This is a genomic window from Streptomyces sp. BA2 (assembly GCF_009769735.1).
Classification (GTDB): domain Bacteria; phylum Actinomycetota; class Actinomycetes; order Streptomycetales; family Streptomycetaceae; genus Streptomyces.
The window spans coordinates 2262971-2287528 of sequence record NZ_WSRO01000002.1; the positions used below are offsets into that span (position 1 = coordinate 2262971).

At 70.1% G+C, this 24558-nt stretch carries 22 protein-coding genes and 1 pseudogene; 12 read left to right on the forward strand and 11 right to left on the reverse strand.

What is annotated here, in order from left to right:
• Positions 1-39 precede the first annotated feature (39 nt).
• Together E5671_RS12845 and E5671_RS12850 are read left to right on the forward strand one after the other, a co-directional pair.
• Positions 40-1071 carry a phosphotransferase family protein gene (locus E5671_RS12845; RefSeq protein WP_160504103.1) on the forward strand — a complete coding sequence of 344 codons (1032 nt, stop codon included), beginning with the start codon at positions 40-42 and terminating at the stop codon, positions 1069-1071.
• A 7-nt stretch (positions 1072-1078) separates the two neighbouring features.
• Positions 1079-2293 (forward strand): acyl-CoA dehydrogenase family protein, encoded by a 1215-nt coding sequence (locus E5671_RS12850; RefSeq protein WP_160504104.1) that lies wholly within the window; start codon positions 1079-1081, stop codon positions 2291-2293.
• 10 nt (positions 2294-2303) lie between these two features.
• On the opposite strand, the gene E5671_RS12855 is transcribed toward E5671_RS12850, so the two are convergent.
• The 3 genes from E5671_RS12855 to E5671_RS12865 are packed head-to-tail and all read right to left on the reverse strand — an operon-like array spanning position 2304 to position 5397.
• Complete coding sequence (locus E5671_RS12855; protein WP_160504105.1) at positions 2304-2897, reverse strand: TetR family transcriptional regulator; 594 nt, start codon at positions 2895-2897, stop codon at positions 2304-2306.
• Between the two features lie 26 nt (positions 2898-2923).
• Positions 2924-4684, reverse strand: a complete 1761-nt coding sequence (locus E5671_RS12860; protein WP_160504106.1) for an AMP-binding protein — start codon at positions 4682-4684, stop codon at positions 2924-2926.
• Positions 4630-5397 carry an SDR family NAD(P)-dependent oxidoreductase gene (locus tag E5671_RS12865; RefSeq protein ID WP_160510151.1) on the reverse strand — a complete coding sequence of 256 codons (768 nt, stop codon included), beginning with the start codon at positions 5395-5397 and terminating at the stop codon, positions 4630-4632. The genes E5671_RS12860 and E5671_RS12865 overlap by 55 nt, the downstream gene beginning before the upstream one ends.
• Positions 5398-5552: 155 nt before the next feature.
• Here E5671_RS12865 and E5671_RS12870 point away from each other — a divergent pair, with 155 nt between their 5' ends.
• From E5671_RS12870 to E5671_RS12880, 3 genes are all read left to right on the forward strand, one after another.
• A complete protein-coding gene (locus tag E5671_RS12870) occupies positions 5553-6821 on the forward strand; it encodes an exo-beta-N-acetylmuramidase NamZ family protein (RefSeq protein WP_202121100.1) in 1269 nt (422 codons plus the stop codon).
• Positions 6822-6929: 108 nt separating this feature from the next.
• The gene (locus E5671_RS12875) at positions 6930-8255 is read left to right on the forward strand and encodes an erythromycin esterase family protein (RefSeq protein WP_160504108.1); all 1326 of its coding nucleotides are present in this window, start codon (positions 6930-6932) and stop codon (positions 8253-8255) included.
• A gap of 125 nt (positions 8256-8380) precedes the next feature.
• Positions 8381-9634, forward strand: a complete 1254-nt coding sequence (locus tag E5671_RS12880) for an MFS transporter (RefSeq protein ID WP_160510152.1) — start codon at positions 8381-8383, stop codon at positions 9632-9634.
• Positions 9635-9743: 109 nt separating this feature from the next.
• On the opposite strand, the gene E5671_RS12885 is transcribed toward E5671_RS12880, so the two are convergent.
• On the reverse strand, positions 9744-10763 hold the full coding sequence (locus E5671_RS12885) for a LysR family transcriptional regulator (RefSeq protein ID WP_160504109.1): 1020 nt from the start codon (positions 10761-10763) through the stop codon (positions 9744-9746).
• 239 nt (positions 10764-11002) lie between these two features.
• On the opposite strand from E5671_RS12885, the gene E5671_RS12890 reads away from it, so the two are divergent.
• Both E5671_RS12890 and E5671_RS12895 read left to right on the forward strand, forming a co-directional pair.
• A complete protein-coding gene (locus tag E5671_RS12890) occupies positions 11003-11584 on the forward strand; it encodes a hypothetical protein (protein WP_237330161.1) in 582 nt (193 codons plus the stop codon).
• A gap of 103 nt (positions 11585-11687) precedes the next feature.
• Complete coding sequence (locus tag E5671_RS12895) at positions 11688-12968, forward strand: serine-threonine protein kinase (protein WP_202121101.1); 1281 nt, start codon at positions 11688-11690, stop codon at positions 12966-12968.
• Between the two features lie 11 nt (positions 12969-12979).
• Here the strand turns inward: E5671_RS12895 and E5671_RS12900 are convergent, their stop codons facing one another.
• Complete coding sequence (locus tag E5671_RS12900) at positions 12980-15808, reverse strand: penicillin acylase family protein (protein ID WP_160504111.1); 2829 nt, start codon at positions 15806-15808, stop codon at positions 12980-12982.
• Between the two features lie 238 nt (positions 15809-16046).
• Between E5671_RS12900 and E5671_RS12905 the strand changes: the two genes are divergently transcribed.
• The gene (locus E5671_RS12905) at positions 16047-16655 is read left to right on the forward strand and encodes a hypothetical protein (RefSeq protein WP_160504112.1); all 609 of its coding nucleotides are present in this window, start codon (positions 16047-16049) and stop codon (positions 16653-16655) included.
• Positions 16656-16688: 33 nt separating this feature from the next.
• Here E5671_RS12905 and E5671_RS12910 read toward each other — a convergent pair whose 3' ends face one another.
• Positions 16689-17207, reverse strand: a complete 519-nt coding sequence (locus tag E5671_RS12910) for a hypothetical protein (protein WP_160504113.1) — start codon at positions 17205-17207, stop codon at positions 16689-16691.
• A 41-nt stretch (positions 17208-17248) separates the two neighbouring features.
• On the opposite strand from E5671_RS12910, the gene E5671_RS12915 reads away from it, so the two are divergent.
• The gene (locus tag E5671_RS12915) at positions 17249-17965 is read left to right on the forward strand and encodes a 3-keto-5-aminohexanoate cleavage protein (protein ID WP_160504114.1); all 717 of its coding nucleotides are present in this window, start codon (positions 17249-17251) and stop codon (positions 17963-17965) included.
• Positions 17966-17993: 28 nt separating this feature from the next.
• On the opposite strand, the pseudogene soxR reads toward E5671_RS12915, so the two are convergent.
• A pseudogene (gene soxR / locus E5671_RS12920) lies at positions 17994-18460 on the reverse strand (redox-sensitive transcriptional activator SoxR).
• Positions 18461-18576: 116 nt separating this feature from the next.
• Between soxR and E5671_RS12925 the strand changes: the two are divergent.
• The gene (locus E5671_RS12925) at positions 18577-19041 is read left to right on the forward strand and encodes a MaoC family dehydratase (RefSeq protein WP_160504115.1); all 465 of its coding nucleotides are present in this window, start codon (positions 18577-18579) and stop codon (positions 19039-19041) included.
• Between the two features lie 37 nt (positions 19042-19078).
• Here E5671_RS12925 and E5671_RS12930 read toward each other — a convergent pair whose 3' ends face one another.
• From E5671_RS12930 to E5671_RS12940, 3 genes are all read right to left on the reverse strand, one after another.
• The gene (locus E5671_RS12930) at positions 19079-19711 is read right to left on the reverse strand and encodes a TetR/AcrR family transcriptional regulator (protein ID WP_160504116.1); all 633 of its coding nucleotides are present in this window, start codon (positions 19709-19711) and stop codon (positions 19079-19081) included.
• A gap of 70 nt (positions 19712-19781) precedes the next feature.
• Positions 19782-20072, reverse strand: coding sequence for a YiaA/YiaB family inner membrane protein (locus E5671_RS12935; protein WP_160504117.1), 291 nt, complete (start codon positions 20070-20072; stop codon positions 19782-19784).
• An 85-nt stretch (positions 20073-20157) separates the two neighbouring features.
• A complete protein-coding gene (locus E5671_RS12940; protein ID WP_160504118.1) occupies positions 20158-21309 on the reverse strand; it encodes an acyl-CoA dehydrogenase family protein in 1152 nt (383 codons plus the stop codon).
• Positions 21310-21372: 63 nt separating this feature from the next.
• Here E5671_RS12940 and E5671_RS12945 point away from each other — a divergent pair, with 63 nt between their 5' ends.
• Both E5671_RS12945 and E5671_RS12950 read left to right on the forward strand, forming a co-directional pair.
• Positions 21373-22032 carry a TetR/AcrR family transcriptional regulator gene (locus E5671_RS12945; protein WP_202121102.1) on the forward strand — a complete coding sequence of 220 codons (660 nt, stop codon included), beginning with the start codon at positions 21373-21375 and terminating at the stop codon, positions 22030-22032.
• A gap of 160 nt (positions 22033-22192) precedes the next feature.
• Positions 22193-23236, forward strand: coding sequence for an urea transporter (locus E5671_RS12950; protein WP_160504120.1), 1044 nt, complete (start codon positions 22193-22195; stop codon positions 23234-23236).
• On the opposite strand, the gene E5671_RS12955 is transcribed toward E5671_RS12950, so the two are convergent.
• Positions 23202-24551 (reverse strand): MFS transporter, encoded by a 1350-nt coding sequence (locus E5671_RS12955; protein ID WP_160504121.1) that lies wholly within the window; start codon positions 24549-24551, stop codon positions 23202-23204. The genes E5671_RS12950 and E5671_RS12955 overlap by 35 nt on opposite strands.
• Positions 24552-24558 lie beyond the last annotated feature (7 nt).

The following is a 24558-nucleotide window of genomic DNA, read 5'->3' on the forward strand; positions in this document are numbered from 1 at the left end:
GCGCGGCATTCGACGACGACCGTCCGACCAGGAGCGAAGATGAGCTCAGACCATCCACCCGGCCTCGATCTCGACCAGTTGCGCGGCCATCTGGACCGCGAGCGGCCGGGCCTCGTGGGCGGACCGCTCACCGCCCGGCTGATCGAGGGCGGCCGGTCGAACCTCACGTACGCCGTGACGGACGGCACCACACGCTGGGTCGTACGCCGTCCACCCCTCGGGCACGTGCTCGCCACCGCGCACGACATGAAGCGCGAGCACCGGGTGATCAGCGCGCTGCACGGGACCGACGTGCCCGTGCCCGAGCCCTTGCTGCTCTGCGAGGACGACTCCGTGATCGGCGCGCCCTTCTACGTCATGGACTTCGTGGACGGCACGCCCTACCGCACCGCCGAGGAGCTGGCACCGCTGGGCGCCGAGCGCACCCGTGCGGCGGTCATCGGCCTCGTCGACACCCTCGTCGACCTGCACTCCGTGGACCCGGAAGCGGTCGGCCTCGGTGACTTCGGGCGGCCCGACGGCTTCCTCGACCGGCAGCTGCGCCGCTGGGGCAAGCAGCTCGACGCCTCACGCAACCGCGACCTGGCGGGGATCGACGAGCTGCACGCCGCCCTGGGACGACAGCTGCCCGTCTCCCCCGCGCCCACCGTCGTGCACGGCGACTACCGGCTCGACAACGTCCTGATCGGCGATGACGACCGGATCAAGGCGATCCTCGACTGGGAGATGTCCACCCTCGGCGATCCGCTCACCGACCTGGGGCTGCTCGTCATGTACAGCACCCGGCTCGAACTGCCCGACTCCCCCATCAGCACCACCGCGGGCGCGCCAGGGCACCCGGAGGCCGCCGAGCTGATCGAGCGGTACGCCGCGCGCTCGGGGCGCGATGTCTCCGCGGTCGCCTGGTACACGGCGTTCGCGTGGTTCAAGCTCGCCGTGATCCTGGAGGGCATCCACTACCGGTACACGCTCGGCCAGACGGTCGGCGCGGGCTTCGACCGCATCGGGGAACTGGTCCCCGTCTTCATCGAGCACGGCCTCACCACCCTCCAAGGACGACAGGAAGGCTGAGACAGCCATGGACTTCGCATTCGACGCCCGCACCGAGGAGCTGCGCGACCGGCTCCTCACCTTCATGGACGAGCACGTCTACCCGGCGGAGGAGGTCGCCGAGGAGCAGCGCGCCCGGCTCGCGTCGCCCTGGGACACCCCGGCGATCGTGGGTGAACTGAAGGCCGAGGCCCGCAAGCAGGGCCTGTGGAATCTCTTCTTGCCGGACGCCGAGCACGGCGCCGGGCTCACCAACCTCCAGTACGCCCCGCTCGCCGAAATCACCGGCCGCTCCCCGCACTTGGCGCCCACCGCGCTGAACTGCGCGGCCCCGGACACCGGCAACATGGAGGTCCTCGCCCAATTCGGCAACGACGAGCAGAAGAAGCGCTGGCTGGAGCCCCTGCTCGCCGGTGAGATCCGCTCGGCGTTCGCGATGACCGAGCCCGAGGTGGCCTCGTCCGACGCCACGAACATCACCACGCTCATCGAGCGCGACGGCGACGAGTACGTGATCACCGGACGCAAGTGGTACATCTCCGGGGCGATGAACCCGGACTGCCAGATCTTCATCCTGATGGGCAAGACGGACCCCGAGGGCTCCGACCCGCGCCGCCAGCAGTCCATGGTGCTCGTGCCGCGCGACACCCCCGGTGTCGAAGTACGGCGCGCGATGCAGGTCTACGGCTACGAGGACCACTCCCACGGAGGGCACGCCGAGGTCGTCTTCGACCGGGCCCGGGTCCCCGTGAGCAACCTGGTCGGCGAGGAGGGCGGCGGCTTCGCCATCGCCCAGGCGCGCCTGGGTCCCGGCCGCATCCACCACTGCATGCGCCTCATCGGCATGGCCGAGCGTGCGATCGAGCTGATGTGTCAGCGGGCGGTGGCGCGTACCGCCTTCGGCAAGCCGCTCGCACAGCAGGGCGTCGTCCAGGAGTGGATCGCGGACGCCCGGGTCGCGGTGGAGCAGCTGCGGCTGCTCGTCCTGAAGACGGCGTGGCTGATGGACACCGTGGGCAACAAGGGCGCGCACACGGAGATCCAGTCCATCAAGATCGCCACCCCGCGGACGGTCGTCGACATCCTCGACCAGGCCGTGCAGCTGCACGGCGCGGGTGGAGTGAGTCAGGACTTCCCGCTCGCCGAACTGTGGGCGGCGGCGAGGACGCTGCGCTTGGCTGACGGGCCCGATGAGGTGCACCAGCGGTCGCTGGCCCGGCGGGAGCTGAAGAAGTACCTGTAGCTACGGGAGATTACGGCCGCAGCGCCCTCAGCAGCAGGTCCGCCAAGTGGTCGGCGACCTGCTGCGGGGTGAGCGGGCCGTTCGGGCGGTACCAGGTGGACAGGTGGTGGACCGAGCCGAAGTGGTAGTCCACCACCAGGTCCGCGGGCGTCGCCTTGGAGAAGACGCCGGCCTCCTGGCCCTCCTCGATCAGCGCGCGGAACCGCTCGTGGTACCGGCGGCGCTCGGACCGAACCTGCTTGTTCTTCTCCGGGCTCAGGTGGTGCATGGAGCGGAAGAAGATCGAGGCGTCGTCGAGATTGTCGATCGTCGTGACGACCACGTCCGCCGCCACGTCCCGCACCCGCTGCTCGACGGGGGCGTCGGCGTCCGCGAAGGCGTCCAGGCGCTCCTGCTGTACGCGCAGGACGCGGGCGTACACCTCGTGCAGGAGGTCGTCCTTGGATCCGAAGTAGTGGTAGAGCGCGCCCTTGGTGACGCCTGCCGACTCCACGATCTCCTGCACCGACGTGCGGTCGTAGCCGCGGTCGGCGAAGAGCCGTGTGGCGGCGGCGAGCAGCCGCTGAGGGACGGGCGTGCCGTCACCGTCCGTCGTCCTGGCCACTGCCGCCACCTGCCTTTCGAATACCGCTAGCTGTTGGTTGTACGGGAACGCAGTTCCCGCCGGAGGATCTTCCCACTTGTGGTCTTCGGCAGCTCCGGCAGGATCTCGACCGCGCGGGGGTATTTGTACGCCGCCAGCCGTTCCTTGCAGTACGCCGCGAGATCGTCCGGCGCCACGTCGGCCTCCGGGCGCAGGCTGACGAAGGCCTTGACCGTCTCGCCGCGGTAGCTGTCGGGGACGCCGATGACCGCCGCCTCACGGACGGCTGCGTGACTGTAGAGGACGTCCTCCACCTCGCGCGGCCAGACTTTGAAACCGGACGCGTTGATCATGTCCTTCTTGCGGTCGACCACGTAGAGCCAGCCCTGCTCGTCCATGAAGCCGATGTCGCCGGTGCGCAGCTCCCCGTCGGGGAACGCCTCGTTTGTCGCGTCGGGGCGCTTCCAGTAGCCGGGCACGACCTGCGGGCCGCGCACGGTGATCTCGCCCTGCTCCCCGAAGGGGACGTCCGCGCCGTGGTCGTCGACGATCCTGACGACCGTCTCGGGGCCGGGGACACCGACGGCCAGCGTGCCCGACACCGGGTCGACCGGCGCCTCCTGGCCCGGCGGCACGGAGGCGCAGGGCGCGGTGCACTCGGTGAGGCCGTAGCCGTTGTGGATGTAGGGGCCGAAGCCCGCGCGGAACTTCTCCACCAGGGCGGGCGGCAGCGGGGCGCCGCCCGAGGAGATCATCGCGAAGGAGTCGAAGTGCTCCCGCGTGACGGAGGGGTGGGCGGCGAGCGCCATGAAGGCCGTGGAGGGGCCCACGGTGTACGCCGGCTTGTGCTCGGCGAAGGCGTCGAGGACGACGCCTGCTTCGAAGCGGTACGCGAGCGCGAGGGTGCCCGCGTTGGTCAGACAGGCGGCGACCTGCGCGACCATGCCCGTGATGTGGAAGAGCGGCGCCATCGCGAAGTAGCAGGCGCCTTCGGGGATGCCGGAGCCCGTGCGTTGCCGCTCGGCGTTGTAGGTGATGTTGCCGTGGGTGTTCATGGCGCCCTTGGGCGTGCCGCTCGTACCCGACGTATAGCTGATCAACGCGACGTCGGAGGGGCCGAGTTGGCGGTCCCCCGGGGCCGGGAGGCCCTGCCGGGCGACCGTCACCAGATCGTCGGCGTCGGCGGCCTGCGGGAGGCGTTCGAAGTCGAGGACGCGGGTGTCGCCCCGGGTCTGCAGGTCGAGCTGGCACGCGGTGAGCACGATGCGTACGGGAGAGGCGGCGGCCGTCTCGCGCAGATACGTCTCCCATGCGCGGTCCGAGCAGATCAGCGCGGTCACGTCGGCGTCCGCGAGGACGTGCCCGACCTCGGCCGACTTGTACATGGGGTTCACCGGCACGACCGTGGCGCCCGCCTTCCACGCGCCGAGCAGCGCGATCACGAAGTGCGGGGTGTTCTGCAGGAGGATCGCGACCCGTTCGCCCCGGGCGAGCCCGCGTGCGGCCAGGTGCCCGGCGACGGAGTCGGTGAGGGCCTCCACCTCGCGGTAGCTCAGGCGCCCGTCGAAGTAGGCGAGGGCCGTGTGCTCGGGGGCCCTCAGCACCGCGGCGCGGAAGGCGTGCACGACGGAAGCGGCGGGTTCGACCGGGCCGCGCTGGGCCTCGGTGAGGCGGCCGAGCCAGGGCTTGGCGGCGTATATGGACGCGGCGGCGGGTGTGGCCTCGGATTCGGATGCGGTCGGGGTCGCCTCGCTCACCGCTCCGTCGCCTCCCACTTCTGCTGGATGTGGTTCATGCCGGTGAGCCATTTGTCCGGCTCGGCGGCGCGGATGCGGTAGTACTCGGCGACCTCGGGGTGCGGCAGGATCAGGAAGCGGCCCTCTTCCATCCCGGCGAAGAGCGCGTCCGCGACGTCGTCCGGCTCGATCGCGGTCGGGGTGAGCACGAGGTCGCCCGCGGTGCCGGTGGCGGCGAGCATGTCGGTGCGCACGCCCTGGGGGCAGATCGCGTGGACGTCGATGCCGCGGTGGCGGTAGGTCAGCGAGAGCCACTCGGCGAAGGCGTACGCGCCGTGCTTGGTGACGCTGTAGGGCGCGGCGCCGATCATGGTGAGCAGTCCCGCCGCCGAGACGGTGGAGACGAAGCGCCCGCTGCCGCGCTCCAGCCAGTCGGGCAGCAGCGCGTGGGCCGCTCGGACGTGGGCCATGACGTTGACGTCCCAGGCCGTGGCCCAGACCTCCTCGGGCGCGGCCTCCGAGCCGCCGGAGCCGAGGCCCGCGTTGGCGCAGTACACGTCGACGGTGCCACTGAGCGCTTCTCTCGCCTCCGGCACAACCGCAGACGCGTCGCCGGCCACGGCGACGGCGCCGATCTCGTCGGCCACCGACTTGGCCTTGGCGGCGTCCAGGTCGTTGACCACGACCCGCGCCCCCGCGGCGGCGAACCGGCGGGCCAGCGCGGCCCCGATCCCGCCTCCGGCACCGGTGACGACAACTCCCTTGTCCTGCAGGGTCTCCACGATCAGTCTCCTTCGACTGCGGCTCCGCTGTGATCGCAGACTAACCAGTCGGTATGTACGGATGGAAGGGGGTCGGGCCGTCAGGTTCGTTCCCCGGCCGGAGTCCGCGCGCTAGCGTGCGTGGCCATGACAGCCACCGCGCTCACGGAGGTCTCTGTATGAACCTGTCCCGCCGCAGTCTGTCCAGACGGGGCCTGCTGGCCGTCACCACCGCCACGGCCCTCACCTCCGCGGCCCCCGCGGCCGCGGCCGGAGGCGGGGGCGGATCGGGCGGCGGCCGGCGGCTGCGCACCGGCTTCGAGCGCCTGGCCGCCGACGGCTATGCCCTCCTGGACGGTGAGCGGGTCGGCGTCGTCACCAACCCGACCGGCGTCACCAGGGACGTACGCCACATCGTCGACGTCATGCATGCCGACGAGCGCGTGAACCTGGTCGCGGTGCTCGGCCCCGAGCACGGCTTCCGGGGGACGGCTCAGGCGGGCGGTTCCGAAGGGCGCTACGACGACCCGGCGACCGGGCTTCCCGTCTACGACACGTACCAGAAGAGCGGCAAGGCGCTTGCCGACATCTTTACAGCCGCCCGGGTCGACACGATCGTCTTCGACATCCAGGACGTGGGGGCGCGCTTCTACACGTACATCTGGACGCTCTTCGACTGCATGGAGTCGGCCGAGCTCGCGGGCAAGCGGTTCGTCGTCCTCGACCGGCCGAATCCGGTGACGGGACGCGGCGCGTACGGCCCTGTCCTGCACAAGGAGTTCGCGACGTTCGTCGGGCGGCAGCCGATCTCGCAGGCTCACGGGATGACCGTGACGGAGCTCGCGCTGCTGTTCAACGGCGAGTTCCTGGAGCGCCCGGCCGACCTGGAGACCGTACGGATGACCGGGTGGAAGCGCTCGGACTTCTACGACGCGTCCACGCTGCCGTGGGTGCCGCCGAGCCCGAACATGCCCACGCCCGAGACCGCCCTGGTCTACAGCGGCACCTGCCTCTTCGAGGGCACGAACCTCTCCGAGGGGCGCGGCACGACCCGCCCCTTCGAGCTGCTCGGGGCGGAGGGCATCGACCGGAAGTGGGCGGCGTCGGTCGATGAACTGGGCCTGCGTGGCGTGCACTTCAGGGAGGCCTACTTCGCGCCGACGTTCTCCAAGTTCCAGGGCAAGACGATCGGCGGAGTGCAGCTCCACGTGCACGACAGGGAGTCGTACGACCCGGTGCGCACCGGAATCGCCCTCCTGGTGACGGCCAAGAAGACGTGGAGCGGCTTCGCCTGGCGCTCCGACAACTGGATCGACAAGCTGACGGGCACCACGCGGGTCCGCACCATGATCGACGCGGGCGCGGACACGGACGAGGTGGTGGGCGGCTGGCAGGAGGATCTGGCGCGGTTCCGCGGCGTGCGGAGGCAGTACCTGCACTACCGGTAGGTAGGGAACGCCCCACCGGCGAGAGGGGTGCCTGCCGGATGGCAGGCGCCCCGACGGGTCCGGGATCGTGATCTTCAGCTCCGTACACCCGAGTTGAGGAGATCCCGCATGGCACGGACGGTACGCCGCACGGTTCCGCTGGCACTGGCCGGGACGCTCGGCCTGGGGGCGCTCGTCGCCCCTCAGGCCGGCGCGTCGCCCGCGACCACGGACCCGGTCCCGGCGATCGAAAGCGCGGCCCAGCCTCTGCGCTCGACCGATCCGGGCGGCTCCACGAAAGACCTGCGGCCGATGGGCCGGATGGTGGGCGACGCTTCGGTGGTGGGCCTGGGTGAGGCCACACACGGTTCGCACGAGTTCTTCACGATGAAGGACCGCGTTTTCCGCTACCTCGTCGAGGAGAAGGGGTTCACCACCTTCGCGCAGGAGGTCAGCTGGACGACGGGGCTGCGTTTCGACGCGTACGTGCGCGGGGGCGAGGGCGACGTGCGCGAGCTCGTCCACGAGGAGCTGGCGAAGACGCCCTGGGACACCGAGGAGTACGTCGAGCTCCTGACGTGGATGCGCGCGTACAACGACAAGCATCCGCACCGTCAGGTGCGCTTCATGGGCAACGACCTCAACTACCCCGAGATCGGGGATGAGCTGTTCGACGGGGTCGAGGACTACGTCCGCGCGCACGAGCCCGATTTGCTGCCCACGATCACCGAGCTGTATGCGCCGATGCGGCGCCTCGCGAACGGGGACACGTACATGGGCAGGCCGCTGAAGGAGCGGCGGGATCTTGCGGGAAACGCGCGCGAGGCCCTGGACCTGCTCAGGAAGCGTCAACCCGCCTCACCCGGGGGGAAGTTCGCCTGGGCGTTGCAGCACGCCCGGTCCCTCTCGCAGACCGCCACGGTCTACGCCTTCCCCCTGGGCACCCCCCAGGGCGAGACGGACGCCATGCTGTACCGCGACCGCCTCATGGCGCAGAACACCGCCTGGTGGCAGCGGCACACCGGCGGCAAGGTACTCCTGTCGGCCCACAACGCCCATGTGGGGTACGAGAGTTACGACCCGAGCTACCCGAAGATGCAGGGCGCCTTCCTGCGGGACCGGCTCGGCGACCGGTACGTCAGCATCGGGTTCACCTTCGACCGGGGCTCGCTCATGGCGCAGAGCGCGGAATCCGAGGCGTGGAAGCCGCGATCGGTGGGCGCGGCCACGCGCGGCATGAACGAGTACACGCTCGACAAGGTGCGTCACGACGACTACTTCCTGGACATGAGGACCGCTCCCGCGACCGCCCGGAAGTGGCTGGGCAAGGCCCGGATGACCAAGAGCATCGGTACGGCCTTCCCTGACGGCCCCCACAAGATCCGCCTGGCGCCCTCGTACGACATCCTCATCCATCTGGATCGCGTCACCGCAGCTCACCGCCAGTCTCAATGACCGAGACGAGCCGTCCCAGGTATTGACTGGCCCATACATCCAACGCGACAGTGCCGGTCGTGCGGAGTGAAACGACAGCAGCAGAGAAACAGCAGGCCCAGGACGCGGACGCGAGCCCCGAGAGCATGCGCCGCGTGGCGGTGGCGTCGTTCATCGGGACGGCCATCGAGTTCTACGACTTCTACATCTACGGCACGGCGGCCGCGCTCGTCCTGAACGACGCCTTCTTCCCGACCCTGGACCCGGTCAACGCCACCCTCGCCTCCTTCTCCACCTACGCGGTGGCGTTCGCGGCGCGACCCATCGGCTCCGTGGTCTTCGGGCACTTCGGTGACCGGGTCGGCCGCAAGTCGGTGCTCGTGGCCTCGCTGCTGCTCATGGGCCTCTCGACGGCGCTCGTCGGACTCCTGCCCGGATACGGCACGTTGGGCATCTGGGCGCCGGTCCTGCTGATCCTGCTGCGCTTCCTCCAGGGCATCGGGCTCGGCGGCGAGTGGGGCGGGGCCGCGCTCCTCGCGGTGGAGCACGCGCCGAAGAAGAAGCGCGGCCTGTACGCCGCCTTCCCCCAACTCGGCCCCTCCGTGGGCTTCTTCGCGGCGACCGGAGTCTTCTGGCTGCTCTCCGCCGTCCTCTCCGACGACGCGTTCCGCACCTGGGGCTGGCGCGTGCCGTTCCTGCTCTCCTTCCTCCTTGTCGGCGTCGGACTCTTCGTGCGGCTGCGCATCAGCGAGACGCCGGTCTTCGCGAAGGTCATGGACGCGCAGGAGGCCAGCAAGGTCCCCACGCTCGACGTGCTGCGGCGCTATCCGCGCGAACTGCTGCTCGGCGCCGGCGGGATGGTCGTCGCGTACGGGCTCTTCTACACGGCGACGACGTACTGCCTCGCCTACTCCACCGGCACCCTGGGCGTCTCGCGCGACACCATGCTGGGCCTCTCGCTGGTCGCCTGTCTCTTCCTCGCGGCCGGTACGTGGCTCGCCGCGACCCGCTCCGACGGTGCGGGGCGCCGCAAGCTGGTCCTCGTGGGCGCCGGGCTCGCGGTGGTGTGGGGCCTGGTGCTCTTCCCCCTCCTGGACACAGAGCAGCCGGTGCTGATGGCGCTGGCGCTCGGCGGCGCGCTGTTCTGCATGGGTGTCGTCTACGGGCCGATGGGCGCGTATCTGCCGGAGCTGTTCGGTACGAACGTGCGCTATTCGGGCGCCTCGCTCGCCTACAACCTGGGCGGTGTGCTCGGCGGCGCGGTCTCCCCTCTGGTGGCGACGCGGCTGCAGTCGGCGTTCGGTTCCTCGTCGGTGGGCTGGTACGTGAGCGCGATGGCGGTCGTGTCCCTGGTGTGTGTTCTCGCGCTGCCGGAAACCCGCGAGCGGGAACTGTCATGAGACCGGCGTGAACTCGATAAACGTAATGCGGCGCGCGTGAGGAGTTGTGGGCGAGTGAATTCTTCACACGTCTAGACCACATACTCCTGCCATATCCGGAATGGCCAATTCACCTACTGAGCCACCATCGTTCATTGTCCTTCGCCAATGCGTCCCAGAGCAGGTTCAACGGGTGCCCAAAATCACAGGAATCGCGGTCGCCGCGCCGCGTGAACACCCCGACGAGCACCTCGGTGCGCGGGCCGGTATCGCCGACGACATCGAGCCGCCGCAGCCCCCCGGCCTCCGGGAGGCTGCCGCTCTCGGCGGCCTCCGCGATACCCCTGGTGACGAGCATGGCCCCGCTCACGACGCCCGAGCGAAGGAGTTCGAAGCCGTAGTGCGCGGCTTCTATCTCGGCGGCGATGGACAGCTGCTGGCGGTAGTCGGGGCCGTACCAGGAGGTCAGGAAGCGGCCGATGAGGCCGCCCGCCGACACCACGAGGGGCAGCTCGGGCAGTTGGCTCGCGCCCACTGAAGGCCCGGGGAGCCGGTCGCCCGGGAGGTTCGTGAGCAGCGAGAGTCCACTGCGGCGCCACTCGATGACCTCGTACGGATCGAGCTCCGCCTCCTCGCCCTCGATGACCACGACACTGCCGCAGACCAGGTCGAGTTCCTTGGACCGCAGCTTGGCGAAGAGGTCGCCGGTGCGCACGTGGGTGACCTTCAGGTCGACGCCTCGGCGTTCGTAGGCGTCGCTCACGCGCTCCACGGCGTCCAGGAGAAACCCCAGCGTGTAGCGGGTCGAGCCGACGGACAGGGTGCGGCCGAGGCGCCGGCGCGCGTCGTGCAGGCCGTCGTGCCACTGGCCGAGCGTGCGCCGCGCCAGGTCGACGAGGGCCTCGCCCGTGGGGGTGAACAGGACGTCCTTGCCGCGTCCCCGCTTCAGGACGAGGGCTTCTCCGCACAGTGCGCCGAAGGTGCGGTTCATCGTGTCCAGTTGCTTCTGCACGCTGGACTGCTCACGTCCGAGCCGGCGGGCAGCGGCGAGCGCCGTGCCCGTCTCGTGCACCGAGAGCAGCGTACGCAATTGATCCATCGTGGTGTCCAGCAGCTCCGTGGGGTACTGCTGCGGACCGGATAAGGCCATGTTCGGCTACTCGCTCTCCGACTCCCTTTGCTTTTACGGCAATGGAGCATAGCCGCCGCGGAAACTGCCGCAGAAACTGATCCGGAGAACACCGAAAATTATCTGGCGATTTCTTCCAGAAAAGGCTGGATGCGTTCCCGGTACCCGTGGAATGGTCGAGCCAATCCCGATCGGCCCGCCATCTCGGCGACCCGCCATCTCTGCGTCAACCCACCATCTCTGCAAGGAGACTTACGCTCGTGAGCCATTACCAGGCCGCACCCGCGCATCCGGGCCACCACCCCACGGGCCCCACACGCCGCGCGGCCAGGCGACCCGGCACCCTCACCGCTCTGGTGTGGACCTCGGTACTCTCCGCGGTCGCCGCACTCATCGGCGCGGTCCTCGTCTTCGCCGGCGGCGACGACATGGCCGAGGACAACATCAACGACGTCATCCAGGACCACCCGGACGTCGTCGGACTTCCCTCGGGGACCACGGCGGCGGACATCAAGGCGCTGTCCGGGCCCATCTGGGACGAGCTGGTCAGCGACCGGGCGGGCACGCTCGCCGCTCGGGCAGGGTTCGCGGCGTTCACCGCGCTCTGCCTGCTGGTGTTCGCCCTCGCCGCGCGCAGGAGCGCCGCGGTCTGGGCCCGGGTGCTCATCACCGTCTCGGCCGTCGTCGCCCTGTTCCCGCACTTCCTGATCCTCGGGGACTACGAACCGGACTCGGTCTTCGCCCTGAGCTTCGTCTCGCTGCTCACGGCCCTCGCGGTGATCGTGCTGTGCTGGCTCCCGCCCGTCAACCGCTTCGCGCGGGAACGGAAGGCCGTCGGCTGACCGACGGCGAAAGGACCGCGTTGGGGCAGGTGCCGCCGGGGGTGGGCGCCTGTCCCAACGTGTTGTGCGGGACATCTGGTCAGTACACCGGGGCCGCAGGACGATGGGCCGCGTGGAGCCCTACTGGGAACTGACCTTCGACGCCGACGGGGATGTCGACACCACGCAACGCGACCACCTCCTCGCCGAGGTGGCCGACGAGCACATCACCGATCTCCTCGTCCTCGCGCACGGCTGGAACAACGACCAAGACATGGCGACCGACCTCTACCGGCGGTTCTTCGCACCCTGCCAGGACCTCGCGGGCCCGCGCGTACGCCTGGGATACGTGGGTGTGCTCTGGCCCGCCATCCGCTTCCCCGACGAGCCGATCCCGGATTTCGAACCCTCGCTCACGGCCACCGGGCCGGGCCCGGCACCGGGCGCGGGGCCCCTGCTCGACGAGCCGACCCGGCTCCTTCTGGAACGCACGTTCCCCGACCACGAGGCCGAGATCCGGCTGATCGGGGGGCTGCTGGCAGAGCGCTCCGAAGTGCCGTCGCGGCTCTACCAGTACGGTCGTCTCGTACGCGATCTGGTCGCCGTGCACCAGAACAGCGCCGCCCAGCGCTTCGCCAACGACACCTGGACGGGCGAGCCCGCCATGCTGACCGACGACGCGGTCGAGGTCTGCCAGGTGTTCGCCGCGGCGATGGAGGGCACCGGCCAGCAGGAGCTCTTCGGCAGCCTGCGCAAGCGGCTGTGGAACGGGGCGCACGAACTCCTGCGCCAGGCCAGCTACTACGCCATGAAACGCCGGGCGGGCTCCGTGGGCCAGCTGGGCCTCGGCCCCGCGATCGGACTGCTCGCCCGCGAGGCTCCGGACCTGCGGGTGCACCTCATCGGGCACAGCTTCGGCGCGCGGCTCGTGTCGTACACACTGCGCGGCATGCCGGCGTCGGTGCGCAGCGTGAAGTCCACGACCCTGCTCCAAGGGGCCTTCTCGCACTACGCGTTCTCCAAGCGCCTGCCGCACGCGCCCACGCGCAGCGGCGCGCTGAACGGCGTACAGCGGCGGATCGACGGGCCGCTGGTGTCCTGCTACTCCCGGCACGACGACGCCCTGGGCAAGATCTATCCCCTGGCGTCGAAGATCGCCGGTGACTCCTCGACCTTCCTCGGCCTGTGGGAGCGCTGGGGCGCCATCGGGTACGACGGCATCCGGGCGGTGGACGGTGCCAGGCGCGTCAAGCTGGGCCGGGCGATCCCCGCCAAGGGGTGTGTGAGCGTGGACGCCTCGTCGGTGGTGCGGCGCGGCGGTCCGCCCTCCGGCGCGCACAGCGACATCTGCCACGAGGAGCTGGCGCGTGTCGTGTTCGCCGCAGGACGGATCGCTCTGACGTAACTCCTCTTCGTCTAGCGGTGCTTGGGGAACTCGACGACCTGCTGGTAGGTGGGCCGGTTCTGCCACTGGATCGGCCCGTGCGTGATCCCGCCGAGCGCACGGTGGATGATCGAGTCCGCGCACCACTGCTCGCCGGGCTTGCAGCTGTCGTCGCCGGGATAGACCTCGGTCGCGGGCTTGGCGACGGCCTGCGTCAGGGTGGCCAGGAGCACGTCACGGCAGGCGTCGAGCTTGCCCTCGCCGCAGTACGCGTCCCCGAGCTTTCCCTCGACGGGCTGTCCGAGCACGGCCCGCAGATCCTTGTCCGCGTAACCCCACCAGCCGTACTGGAAGGCCGATCCGGCGTGCGCCCCGGTCGGGCCGTGCCCGGCGGAGGGTGACTCGTCGGTGCCGAGCTGCGCCGTCAGAGCGTCGTACAGCTCCTTGCCCATGCCCGGCTTGAACTCGGCCTCGATCAGCAGGGGCCACCAGGCGTCCATGATGCGTACGGCGTCGGGGTGGGCGTACGTCTTGGAGCCCGCCGCCGTCTGGTTCCGCTGCGAGCCCGCCTTCCGCCAGGCCTCCAACTGCTGGATGGCCTTCGCCTGCTGGGGGTCGGTGACGGGCTCGCTCCGCACCACCTTGAGCAGCTCGGGCAGCACCTGTTCGCCGCGCAGGTCGGTGACCGCCGCCTCGGACATGGCCTGGGTCAGCGAGGCCCGTGTGACGCCGCCCTCCTCGGTGAGCTTCTTCACCCGTCCGTCGAGCAGGTCACCGCGGTGCACGGCGCTCAGGCCGAAGCCCGCCGTGCTGAAGTCCTTGGCCTGTTTGTTGTTCCAGGAGATGTAGTAGTCCTGGTTGACGGACTGCGGGTGCTCGGCGGCCGGGGTCTGCGCGGAGGTGTTGTTCTCCGGGTCGAAGTCCCGCCATTCGTATGCCTGTTGGGCCTTCACCGGCAGGGCGGGGTCGATGTCCTTCGCGCGCTCCGGGTTGGCGCCGCTGTTGTAGTACGCGGTGTCGCGCGAGTCGGCGTAGAACCAGTTGAAGGCGTAGCTGATGTTCTGGGCCGCCTTCTTGAAGGTCGAGGCGTCCTTGACGTACGAGGGATCGTTGAGCATCTGGAAGCCGATGATCGAGTCGGCCTCGTGGCGGTAGGTGGAGCGCAGCGAGACGTACGCGACGGGCTTGCCGTCGACGCTCGCGCGGTGCGTCACGACGCCGTATTTCGTGCGGAACACCTGCATGCGGTAGGAGCCCGCCGCGGTGGAATCGGCGAGGGTCGGCTTCCAGGCGTTCTTGCGCTCCAGCTTCTCCATGGGGGTGCAGGTGCCGTGGTGGAGATAGTGGGCGGACTGCTTCGTGGGGGCGCCGCCGCCCGGTTCGCAGAGCTCCACGGCGTAGGTGTCCGTGATGTCCTGCCCGGCGGACGTGGCCGACCAGGCGTAGTCCTGGCCGCGCCCCAGCTGGACGTACATGCCGACGCCCGCGAAGGAGACGCCGCGCGCGCTGATGCCGGGGCCCTGGAGCTCCTGCTGCATCAGGAGCTGCGGGGCGAAGTAGCCGGTCTGCGGGCCGAACACGGCGACCGGGTTGCCGCTCGCGGTGTGCTTCCCGGAGACGAGAAGAGCGTTCGACATGCCCTTCTTCTGGCCGTCCTGCTTGAACAGGTCGGCGGGCAGCACCCCGTCGTCGTACATCCCCTGGAGCGGTTCGAGCTTCTTGGGCGCCTTCACCGGGTCCTTGGGGGCGCTGGACGCGGACTTGGCGCCGCCTTCCCGGTCGTAGACGAGCTGTTCGCGCTCGACCGAGCCCGCGTCGGGCATCGCGGTGCCGCGCGCGTTCTCCGGCTTGCCCGCGTACGGGAAGCTCGTGCCGTCGTGGATCGTCTGGACGGCCTCGGGGTCGTTGCGGGCCCGGAAGGACTCCCAGACCTTCGTGCCCTTCTCGATGCCGTACTTCTCCTGGGACTTGAGGAGGGAGAGTGCCGAGTCGACCTCTCCGCCGCCGCCGTTGCCGAAGAGCCCGCCGACGACGGAGGCGAGGGCGATCATATCGGTGACCTTGAAGGGCTCGATCTCGCCGATGTTGGTGATCGCGTCGATCTTGCCGGTGAGGACGTACTCACCGGGGAAGTAGCGGCCGTTCTTCGCCTTCACACGGTAGGCGTTGAGCCCGTCGACATAGGCCTGGGCGTCCTCCATGGCCTGCTTGCCGCGCTCGCCCTGGGTCGACTTGATGTACTCGACCTGCTTCTCCAGGTCCTTCTCCGTGTACGGGGCCTGCGGCCAGAACTGCTGCTCAAGGCCCTGGTTGGCGGGAGCGCCGCCCGCGAACGAGGTGAGCTGGCCGCGGCCGATGTGCCGGAACAGGTCGATGAGCCAGAGCCGGTCCTGCCCGGCCGCGAAGCCCGCGCCGAACTCGGTGCCGTAGCGCGTGGAGCCCTTGATGTGCGGGATGCCGTACTTCTTGTCCCGGGTGATCGTCACGTCGTCGCGCGGCTTGGTGACGGAGGCGACCTGGCCGTCGCGGACGCCGAAGGAGGCGTCGTTGAAGAACTCCGTCAGCTTGTCGTCGGTGAGGGACTGATAGCCGGAGGAGAGTGCGTCGTAGGGCCCGAGTTGGTCGTTCGCGTGCTTGGGCTGGGTGCCGAGGACGCGGTGCGCGAGGATCTCGGCGAGCGTGGCGTTGCCGTTCGCACCGGGCGGCAGCACGTCAGCACATTGCCCCTCGCAGTGGTCCGTGGCGGTGACCGGTGGCGGCTCGTCGGCTGCCGCCCCCGGCTGCGGCGCGAGGAGAGACGCGGCGAGCGCGAGCGCCGCGGTGGCGGTGAGGGTTCTGAGCCGGACGATGCGTCGTCGCATGTGTGCTCCTCTGGGCTCCGCTTGTGCTCCTGTGGGAGGGAGTTGAGGCGGAGGTTACTGGCGGGTTGCCCAACCCGGAAGATGAGCATGCGTCGCCTTTTCAGAACCACCACATAGCTCCAGCTCACGGCCGCCTTATGTCAGGCATCGAAAATCGAATGGAAGTCGAGGGAGCCGAATCGCGTGTCGATACGTCTACTCGGCAACGTCCGAGAACGTGCGACGGAGGTGCAGGGCGATGGCCGGATTCCGGAGTCTCGCGAGACAGGTGCGCGATCCGCTGAGCGATTTGGCACTGCGACGGTACTCACTGCGCAAGTGCCTGGAGAGGTTCGCCCCTTACGGCCACCGGGCGACCTGGGACCATTTGTGCTCCCGGGCGGGCTTCGGGCCCGAGGACCGCTCACCCGACCCGGCGCGGCTCGTGGCCGCGCTAGATGAACTGGAAGCGGCGCGTGCGGTCTGGCTCGCCTACGAGGAGGGGTTCGCGGAGCGCCGCCGCAAGGAGAAGCACGACGGCCTCCGCAGTCCCGGCAGCGTGGACGACTGGCACCGGTGCACCTGGGGAGGGTTCGGGGTCGCCTGGTGCGACGACCCCTGCGTGTATCCCTCCGGACCGCTCGCCGAGGTGCTGCGCCGGCTGATCGCGGCGCTGGAGCGGGAGCCGGGCACGGACTGCCCGGTGTGCGACAGTTCCGACCTCGTCTGGACCCACGGCCTGGCGCACGAGCCCTCTTCGGGCGCCGTCTGCACGGGCTGCGGGATCGTCGTGCCGGCCCCGGTGCTCACGCCCGCCGCGATGGCGAGGGCACGGGCACGACGGGCACGGCCGCTGGTCTCGGCATGAGGTCAGGACGGACGGGATCGCGGTGTACGGCGACTAGGGCGTCGCCACGTCGGACTGTATGGCCAGCTTGAACTCGGCGAACATGAGCGGCGCGGCGATCTTCACGTCGCCGGGACCGCGCGCCGATATCTTCAGGCCGACCGGTGTCTGCGGGTGGACGAACATCTGCCAGATGTGCGTCCGGTACTGCCCGCCCCTGGTGGGAGCCCAGTCGGTGGTGGCCGTCGAGTCGTACCCGGTGGAGAGGCCGAGCGGATCGCGCACATAGCGCGCACGGTACTCGGTGGGCCGGTCGTCCGGCTCCCAGAAGATCATCGCCGACAGGGTGCCCCAGCCGTCGTGGCTCGGCCAGATCAGCGCGGACCGGGCGTCCGGGAACTTCGACGGGCTCGTGCCCCCCTTGCCGGGGTGGTGCATGTGCCACGGGTCGTACGACTCCTCGGCGTCCGCGTACGGGAACCGCACGAGGTGGTAGCCGTCGCTGTCGTACCTGATCCTCTGCGGCCCCGAGTGCGCGGAACTCCACAGCAACGAGCAGATGGCGATTCCCATCGGACTATCCCCCTGTGTGTCGTCGTCTGTACTGTCCTGTCGTGATGCAGGTATGTGTGAACGGCGCCCGCGGCGCGAGCGATGGTGCGGTGATCCCGTTGTCGCCCGGGGCGATGGCCGAGTCCGTGGCGGAAGCCGTCGCGGCCGGTGCTCGGGATGTTCATGTACACCCCAAGTCCCCTTGTGGGCAAGACACGTTGGCGCCACGTGCGGTTGCGGCCGCGCTGGAAGCGGTCCGTTCCGTGACCTCCGTACCGGTCGGCGTGACCACGGGCGCCTGGGCCGACCCGGACCCCGAACAGCGGGTGGCGCACATCCGCGCGTGGACGGTGCTGCCCGATCACGCGTCGGTGAACTGGCACGAGCCGGGCGCGGAGGCGGTGGCCGAGGCGCTCCTGGACCGGGGCGTGGGCGTGGAGGCGGGCATCTGGTCCGGCACGGACGCGGCGGAGCAGTTCGCGGCGTCCCCACTCGGCCCGCGCGTCCTGCGGGTCCTCGCGGAGGTGACGGACCCCGACCCGGCGACGGCACGCGACTCGGCCCGCGCTCTTCTCGCCGTGATCGGCCGGGCGCACGGCCGCCCCGTCCTGCTGCACGGCGAGGAGGGCGGCACCTGGCCCGTGCTGCGCCTCGCGGGGCGCCTGGGTCTCGCGACCCGCATCGGCCTTGAGGACACGCTGGCCCTGCCGGACGGTGAACCGGCCACGTCCAACGCCCAGTTGGTCCGGGCGGCGCTGTCCGCGTCCGCGTCCGCCTAAGAACGGCCCGAGGCGGAACAGCCCGAGGTCACGACCGGGGCCGGCGCTCGACCAGCAGACGGGAGCCGGTGAGGCGTTCGCCGAAGACGTCGTCGGGGTTGGAGAGCACGCACGTCTCCAGGGAGAGGCAGCCGCAGCCGATGCAGTCCGTGAGGTGATCGCGCAGCCGGCCCAACTGCTGGATGCGCTCGTCCAGTTCCGAGCGCCAGGTCTCCGAGAGGCGTGCCCAGTCCTCGCGGGTGGGGGTGCGCTCCTCGGGGAGCGAGTCGAGCGCCTCGCGGATCGTGGCCAGCGGGATGCCGACGCGCTGGGCGGCGCGGACGAAGGCGACGCGGCGCAGCGCGTCACGGTGGTGCGGCGCTGGTTGCCCGAGGTGCGGCGGCTGGTGATCAGGCCCTTGGACTCGTAGAAGTGCAGGGCGGAGACGGCCGCGCCGCTGCGGGCCGAGAGCTGGCCGACCGTGAGCTCGTGGATCTTCTCTGGGATCTGGGGCACCCCTCCAACCCTAATGGCTGATCCGCCGGCCCTGGTGACGTGTCCGTTGACACACGTCGGCGCACACAGCATGCTGAGCAAGCGCTTAGTTCGAATACTTTGAGGAGGCCAGGGACATGGCAGAGCCGAGGATCTTCGCGTCGGCCGACGACCTGCGTGCCGGAGTCGGCGAGCAGCTCGGGCACAGCGAATGGCTGGAGGTCGACCAGAAGCGGATCGACCTGTTCGCCGACGCCACGGGCGACCACCAGTGGATCCACGTGGACGCGGAGAAGGCGGCGCAGGGCCCCTTCAAGACGACCATCGCGCACGGCTATCTGACGCTGTCGCTGCTGCCGAGCCTGGTGCCGCAGGTCATGCGGGTCGAGGGCATGAAGATGGGTGTCAATTACGGCACCAACAAGGTCCGCTTCCCCTCGCCGGTCCCCTCGGGCTCCCGGGTGCGGGCGACCGCCGTGCTCAAGGAGGTCGAGCAGACCAAGGACGGCGGCGTGCAGGTGACGGCCGTGGTCACCGTCGAGCGCGAGGGCGCCGAGAAGCCCGCCTGCGTCGCGGAGTCGGTGTCCCGCTACTACTTCTGAGGCGGGCTGGCCGGCATACGGGCGGGGGCTCAGGGGCTCAGGAGGCCTGCTGCCGGGCCCCCACCATGCGCAGCACGAGGTCGGCGTAGAGCGCGCCGACCTCGTCGGGCGTCCGGGTGCCTGCGACGTTGAACCAGCGGGCCACGTCGATGCAGAGCGAGAGCACGGCCAGCGTGGTGCCCGGCACGTCGGGGACGTCGAACTCCCCGTCCCGGACCCCGTCGTTGATCATGTCCCGCACGGCGGCGTCCGACTGGCGGCGCAGCGCGACGATCTCCGTGCGGTGCGCCTCGCCGAGCGCGTCCAGCTCGTACTGGACCACGCGGGCGGTGGTGTGATGGTCGGCGTGCCAGCGGACGAAGGACCGTACGGCGTCGTCGAGCCGCTCCGCCGCGGTGCCCGGACCGTCGGCCGCGTCGCGCAGGAGCCGCAGCGCCTTGTCGTGGCCGATCCGGCTGATGCGGTGGAGCAGCTCTTCCTTGGTCTTGTAGTGGATGTAGAGCGCCGCCGGGCTCATGCCGGCGCGGCCCGCGATGTCCCGGGTCGTCGTCGCGTGGTACCCACGCTCGGCGAAGGCCTCGACGGCGGCGATCAGCAGCCGCCGCGCCGCATCAGGCGTGACCTCGCCCCATGGCAGGTCCTCGCCCTCGGTCTTCTCCGCCGTGCTCATCGCCCACTCCTTCCGCCGGTCGGGAGGGACACCATACCCCTGACGGTGAGCAAGCGCTTAGGACGCCGGGTCAGGCGGCCGGTTTGAAGGGGTCGTGTTCGGCGAGAATCTTCTCCAGACGGGCCTGGTCGACGCGGCTGACGATCTGGTCCGCCTCCTGCCGGTCCCTGATCACCTTGGCGAGGGTGAACGCGGACGTCGTCAGGTACAGGACGGAGATGGCGAGGAAGGCGCGGATCCAGCCGCTGACGTCGAGGCTGTAGATGCCGATCGCCACGGCGCCGAGCGCCACGGCGAACGACGCGACGGCCTGACCGTAGTAGGCGGTGGTGCTCTGCTGCTTGACCGGTGTCTCACTCATGACCAGAGCCTCGCCCGCGAGCGGCCGCGCCACATCCGTTCCCGTACTCAGCTTCGTACTCAGCTCTCACACCGGGAACACGCGCTCAGAACGCCGAAACCCCGGTCAGCGCCCGCCCGATGACCAGCTTCTGGATCTGGCTCGTGCCTTCGTAGAGCGTCATGACGCGCGCGTCGCGCAGCAGTTTGCCCGCGGGGTACTCGTCGATGTAGCCGTAGCCGCCGAAGACCTGGAGCGCGTTGTTGGCGGCGCGCACCGCGGCCTCGGAGGCGAACAGCTTGGCCTTGGAGGACTCCGTGGTGAAGGGCTGACCGCGGTCGATGAGGTCGGCGACGCGCCAGGTCAGCAGGCGCGCGGCGTCCACGTCCACCGCGATGTCGCTGATCAGCTCCTGCACCAGCTGGTGCCCCGCGATGGGCTTGCCGAACTGCTCGCGCTCGGTCGCGTACGCCACGGCCGCGTCGAGGGCGGCCTGGGCGATGCCCACGCAGCCCGCGGCGACCGACATCCGCCCCTTGGCGAGCGCCGACATGGCGACCGAGAAGCCCTTGCCCTCGGGCGCGATCATGGCCGATGCCGGGACGCGGACGTCCTCGAGGACCAGCTCGGCGGTGGCCTGGCCGCGCAGGCCGAGCTTGCCGTGGATCGTGCGGCGGCTCAGGCCGGGGGTGTCGGTCGGCACGAGGAAGGCGGAGACGCCCTTGTGTCCTGGGGCGTCGTTGGTCCGCGCGAAGAGCAGCACGACATCGGCCCAGGTGCCGTTCGTGATGAACATCTTGGAGCCGTTGACGACGAAGTCGTCGCCGTCGCGCACGGCCTTGGTCGAGAGGTTCCCCGCGTCGGACCCGGTGCCCGGCTCGGTGAGCCCGAAGCAGCCGACGTACTCACCGGAGGTGAGACCGGGCAGCCACTGCCGCTTCTGCTCCTCGCTCCCCCAGTACGCGATGGTCTTGGCCACGAGGCCAAGGGAGACCGACACGATGCCGCGCACGGAGGAGTCACCGCGCCCCAGCTCCTCGGTCACCAGGCAGTACGCGAGGTGGTCGCCGCCCGAGCCGCCGTACTCCTCGTCGACGGTGAGCCCGAGGAAGCCGACCTCGCCGAGCTTCTTCACGATGCCCCGGTCCACGCTCTCGGCGCGGTCCCACTCGATGACATGGGGCGCGATCTCGCGGGCCACGAAGTCCTTGGCCAGCTGCCGGACGGCGGTCTGCTCCTCGCTGAGCTCCAGGTTCATCGTGTGGCACCTCTTCGGGTCGGATTTAAATTAGCACTGCTAGTTTCTTACGGCAGCCCTACTATGTGCCGCATGGCCCGACCGCGCAAGCCCCTCCTCAGCAGAGAACGCATCGTCGAGACGGCGCGCGCGCTCGTGGACGCCGAGGGCCTCGCCGCCGTCTCGACGCGCCGCCTCGCCGCCGAGCTCGGGGTCAGCGGGCCCTCGCTCTACAACCACTTCCGCACGAAGGACGAGATCCTGGAGGCGGTCGCGGACTCGGTGAGCGCGCAGGTCGACCTGTCGATGTTCGAGGCCGCCGACGAGCGCGACTGGCGGACGGCGCTGCACGACTGGGCCGTCTCGTACCGCGCGGCGCTCACCCTGCACCCCAACATCGTTCCGGTGCTCGCGAGCGGCCCCGGCCGCCGCCCGGCCGGACTGCGGCTCGCGGACGCGGTGTTCGGGGCGATGGTCGACGCGGGCTGGCCCGCCGCGCAGGCCACGTCGATCGGCGCGCTGATGCGGTACTTCATCATGGGCTCGGCGCTCGGCTCCTTCGCCGGCGGCTTCGTGGACGACGAGACCGCATACGATCCGGCCGACTATCCGCACCTGGGCCAGGCGCATCTCCTGGCCGAGCGCCAGCAGGAGATCGACGAACGGGCCTTCGAGACGGGCCTTCGCGCGCTGCTCGACGGACTCACGCTCCAGTACGCGCAGGTGGCGGCGCCCACGGGGTGACGGTTCAGCGACCACCGAGGAGCGGCAGGGACGCCACCGGGGCCAGGGCGCCGGAGGCGCACCTCGGTATCGCGAACCTCGGTATCGCAGACCTCGACAGGTAGATGTAAAGTCCATCCGTCTTGCCGGGCGAAACATGGACGTAACACGGGAGTGAGCCGTGCGGCACTCAACAGACGCCGGTCGCCGGCCTTTTGGCGCGCCGGTCTTCGCCGCCCAAGTCCTGCGCGGGCAGGCGCAGGTCACCTTCCTGCCCAGCGCGGCGGCGGGCGCCGTCTTCTGTGCGGCGCTCTTCGCGGCGGGCTGGGAGTACGGGCTCTACGGGCTTGTGGGAACGGCCGTCGGCACGGCCACGGCGCGGCTCCTCGGGGCGGCACGGGACCGCGTGACGACCGGGCTCGAAGGCTTCAACGCCTGCCTCACCGCGCTGTGTTTCGCGGTGTTCCTCGGCGCCGGTCACCTGTCCACGGCCGTGCTCGCCCTCGCGGGCTGCGTGGTGGTCACGGTCGTGACGGCTGCGGCCACCAACCTCCTCGCCGTCTGGGGCCTGCCCTCGCTCACACTCCCGTACTGCCTGCTCGCGAGCGTGACGACTATGGCGGCACTCGGCTTCGAGCGGGTCTGGCACCACAGGGTCGACCCGGCGGCGCTGACGCAGGCGGCGAGCGGTCCGACAGCGCTCCAACCCACCGATCTGGCGCGCGCGTTCTTCGCGGGATTCGCCCAGATCTTCTTCATGCCGCAGTGGTACGTCGGTGCGCTGGTGCTGCTCGGTCTCTTCGTCGCGAGCCGTCGCGCGGGGGCCGTGGCCTGCCTCGGCAGCCTGACCGGCATCGGCACCGCGGTCGCGCTCGGGGCGCCGGCCGCGCGGATCGCGGACGGGACAATGGGATACAACGCGGTGCTCGTGGCGCTCGCGCTGTGCGGCGTCTTCCTGCCCGTCCGGGGAGTGACGCTCGCGTACGCGCTCGTCGGTGCCGCCACGGCGACCATCGCGGGCTCGGCCATGACGGCGCTTCTCGCGCCGTCCGGCGGGCACGCGTTCACCTGGCCGTTCGTACTGACGACGCTCGCGTTCCTGGCGGCGGCGAAGTCCTTCTCGCGCCTGGGCGAACCGGCCGCGGCACCATCGGTGGAGACGGAGCCGCAGCCGGCCACGACCGCTGCCGTCAGCGGGAACTCGCCCGTCCCGCAAGCACCTTGATGGAGATCAGCGCGATCACCGCGAGACCGATGATGTACGCGGCGACGGCCATCGACGTGCCCGTCGCCTCCAGGAGCAGCACCATCACGAACGGCGCGAGCCCGCCGCCGAACACGGCCGCGATCTGGTAGCCGAGCGAGGCTCCCGTGTAGCGCATCTCGGCGGTGAACAGCTCCGCGAACAGCGCGGCCTGCGGCCCGTACATGATGCTGAGGAAGCAGCTGGTGACGAAGGTGCCGACAGCCAGCCACAGCAGCGACCCTGTGTCGATGAGCAGGAACATCGGCACGGCCCAGACCGCGAGCCCCGCGGCGCCAAGGGCGTAGATCTTCAGCCGTCCGATGCGGTCGGAGAGCGCGGCGGACGCCGGGATCAGGGCGAGTTGGGTGAGGCTGACGCAGAGCGAGACGGTGAGGACGGCGCTGCGTTTCATGTCGAGCTCGCGAGTGGTGTAGTCGAGGACGCCGGTGATGATGATGTAGAACGTCGCGGTGTTCACCGCGAAGGAGCCGCCCGCCAGGAAGACGGTGCCGAGGTGGTGGCGGAGGATGGTGCGCAGAGGCGAGTTGCCGCCTTCACCGCCTGCGCCCTTCTGCGCCTTCTCCTTCTCCGCGAGCGCCTTCTCCGCCTCACGGAACTCCGGGGTCTCCTCCACACGCGTGTGGATGTACCAGGCGAGTACGAGCACGAGGATCCCGACCATGAAGGGCACCCGCCAGCCCCACGCCTCGAAGGTGCTCTCGCTGGTGACGGCCCCGGCGACCAGGAAGACCGTGTTGGCGGTCACCACGCCGATGGGGACGCCCAGTTGGACCAGGCTGCCGTAGAGGCCGCGCTTGCCCTCGGGGGCGTACTCGGTGGCCATCAGCATCGCGCCGCCCCACTGCGCGCCGACCGCGATGCCCTGGAACACGCGGAGGGTGACGAGGAGGATCGGCGCGGCGATGCCGACCGTCTCGTACGTGGGGAGCAGGCCGATGCCCGTGGTGGACAGGCCCATCAGGGTCAGCGCGAGGACCAGCATGGGCTTGCGGCCGCGCTTGTCGCCGAGGTGCCCCGCGATGATGCCGCCGATGGGGCGGGCCAGGAAGCCGACGGCGAAGGTGGCGAACGCGGCGAGCACTCCGGCGGACGAGCTGCCGGAGGGGAAGTACAGGTCGCCCAGGACGAGGGCTGCTGCGATGCCGAAGACGAAGTAGTCGTACCACTCGACGGCCGACGCGAGGGCGGCCGCGGTGGCCACCTTGCGGCGGTGGGGATCCGCCGGTGACGCGGGAGCGGTGGGGGGAGCGGTGGAGATCGGTGCGGGGTCCATGCGGGTG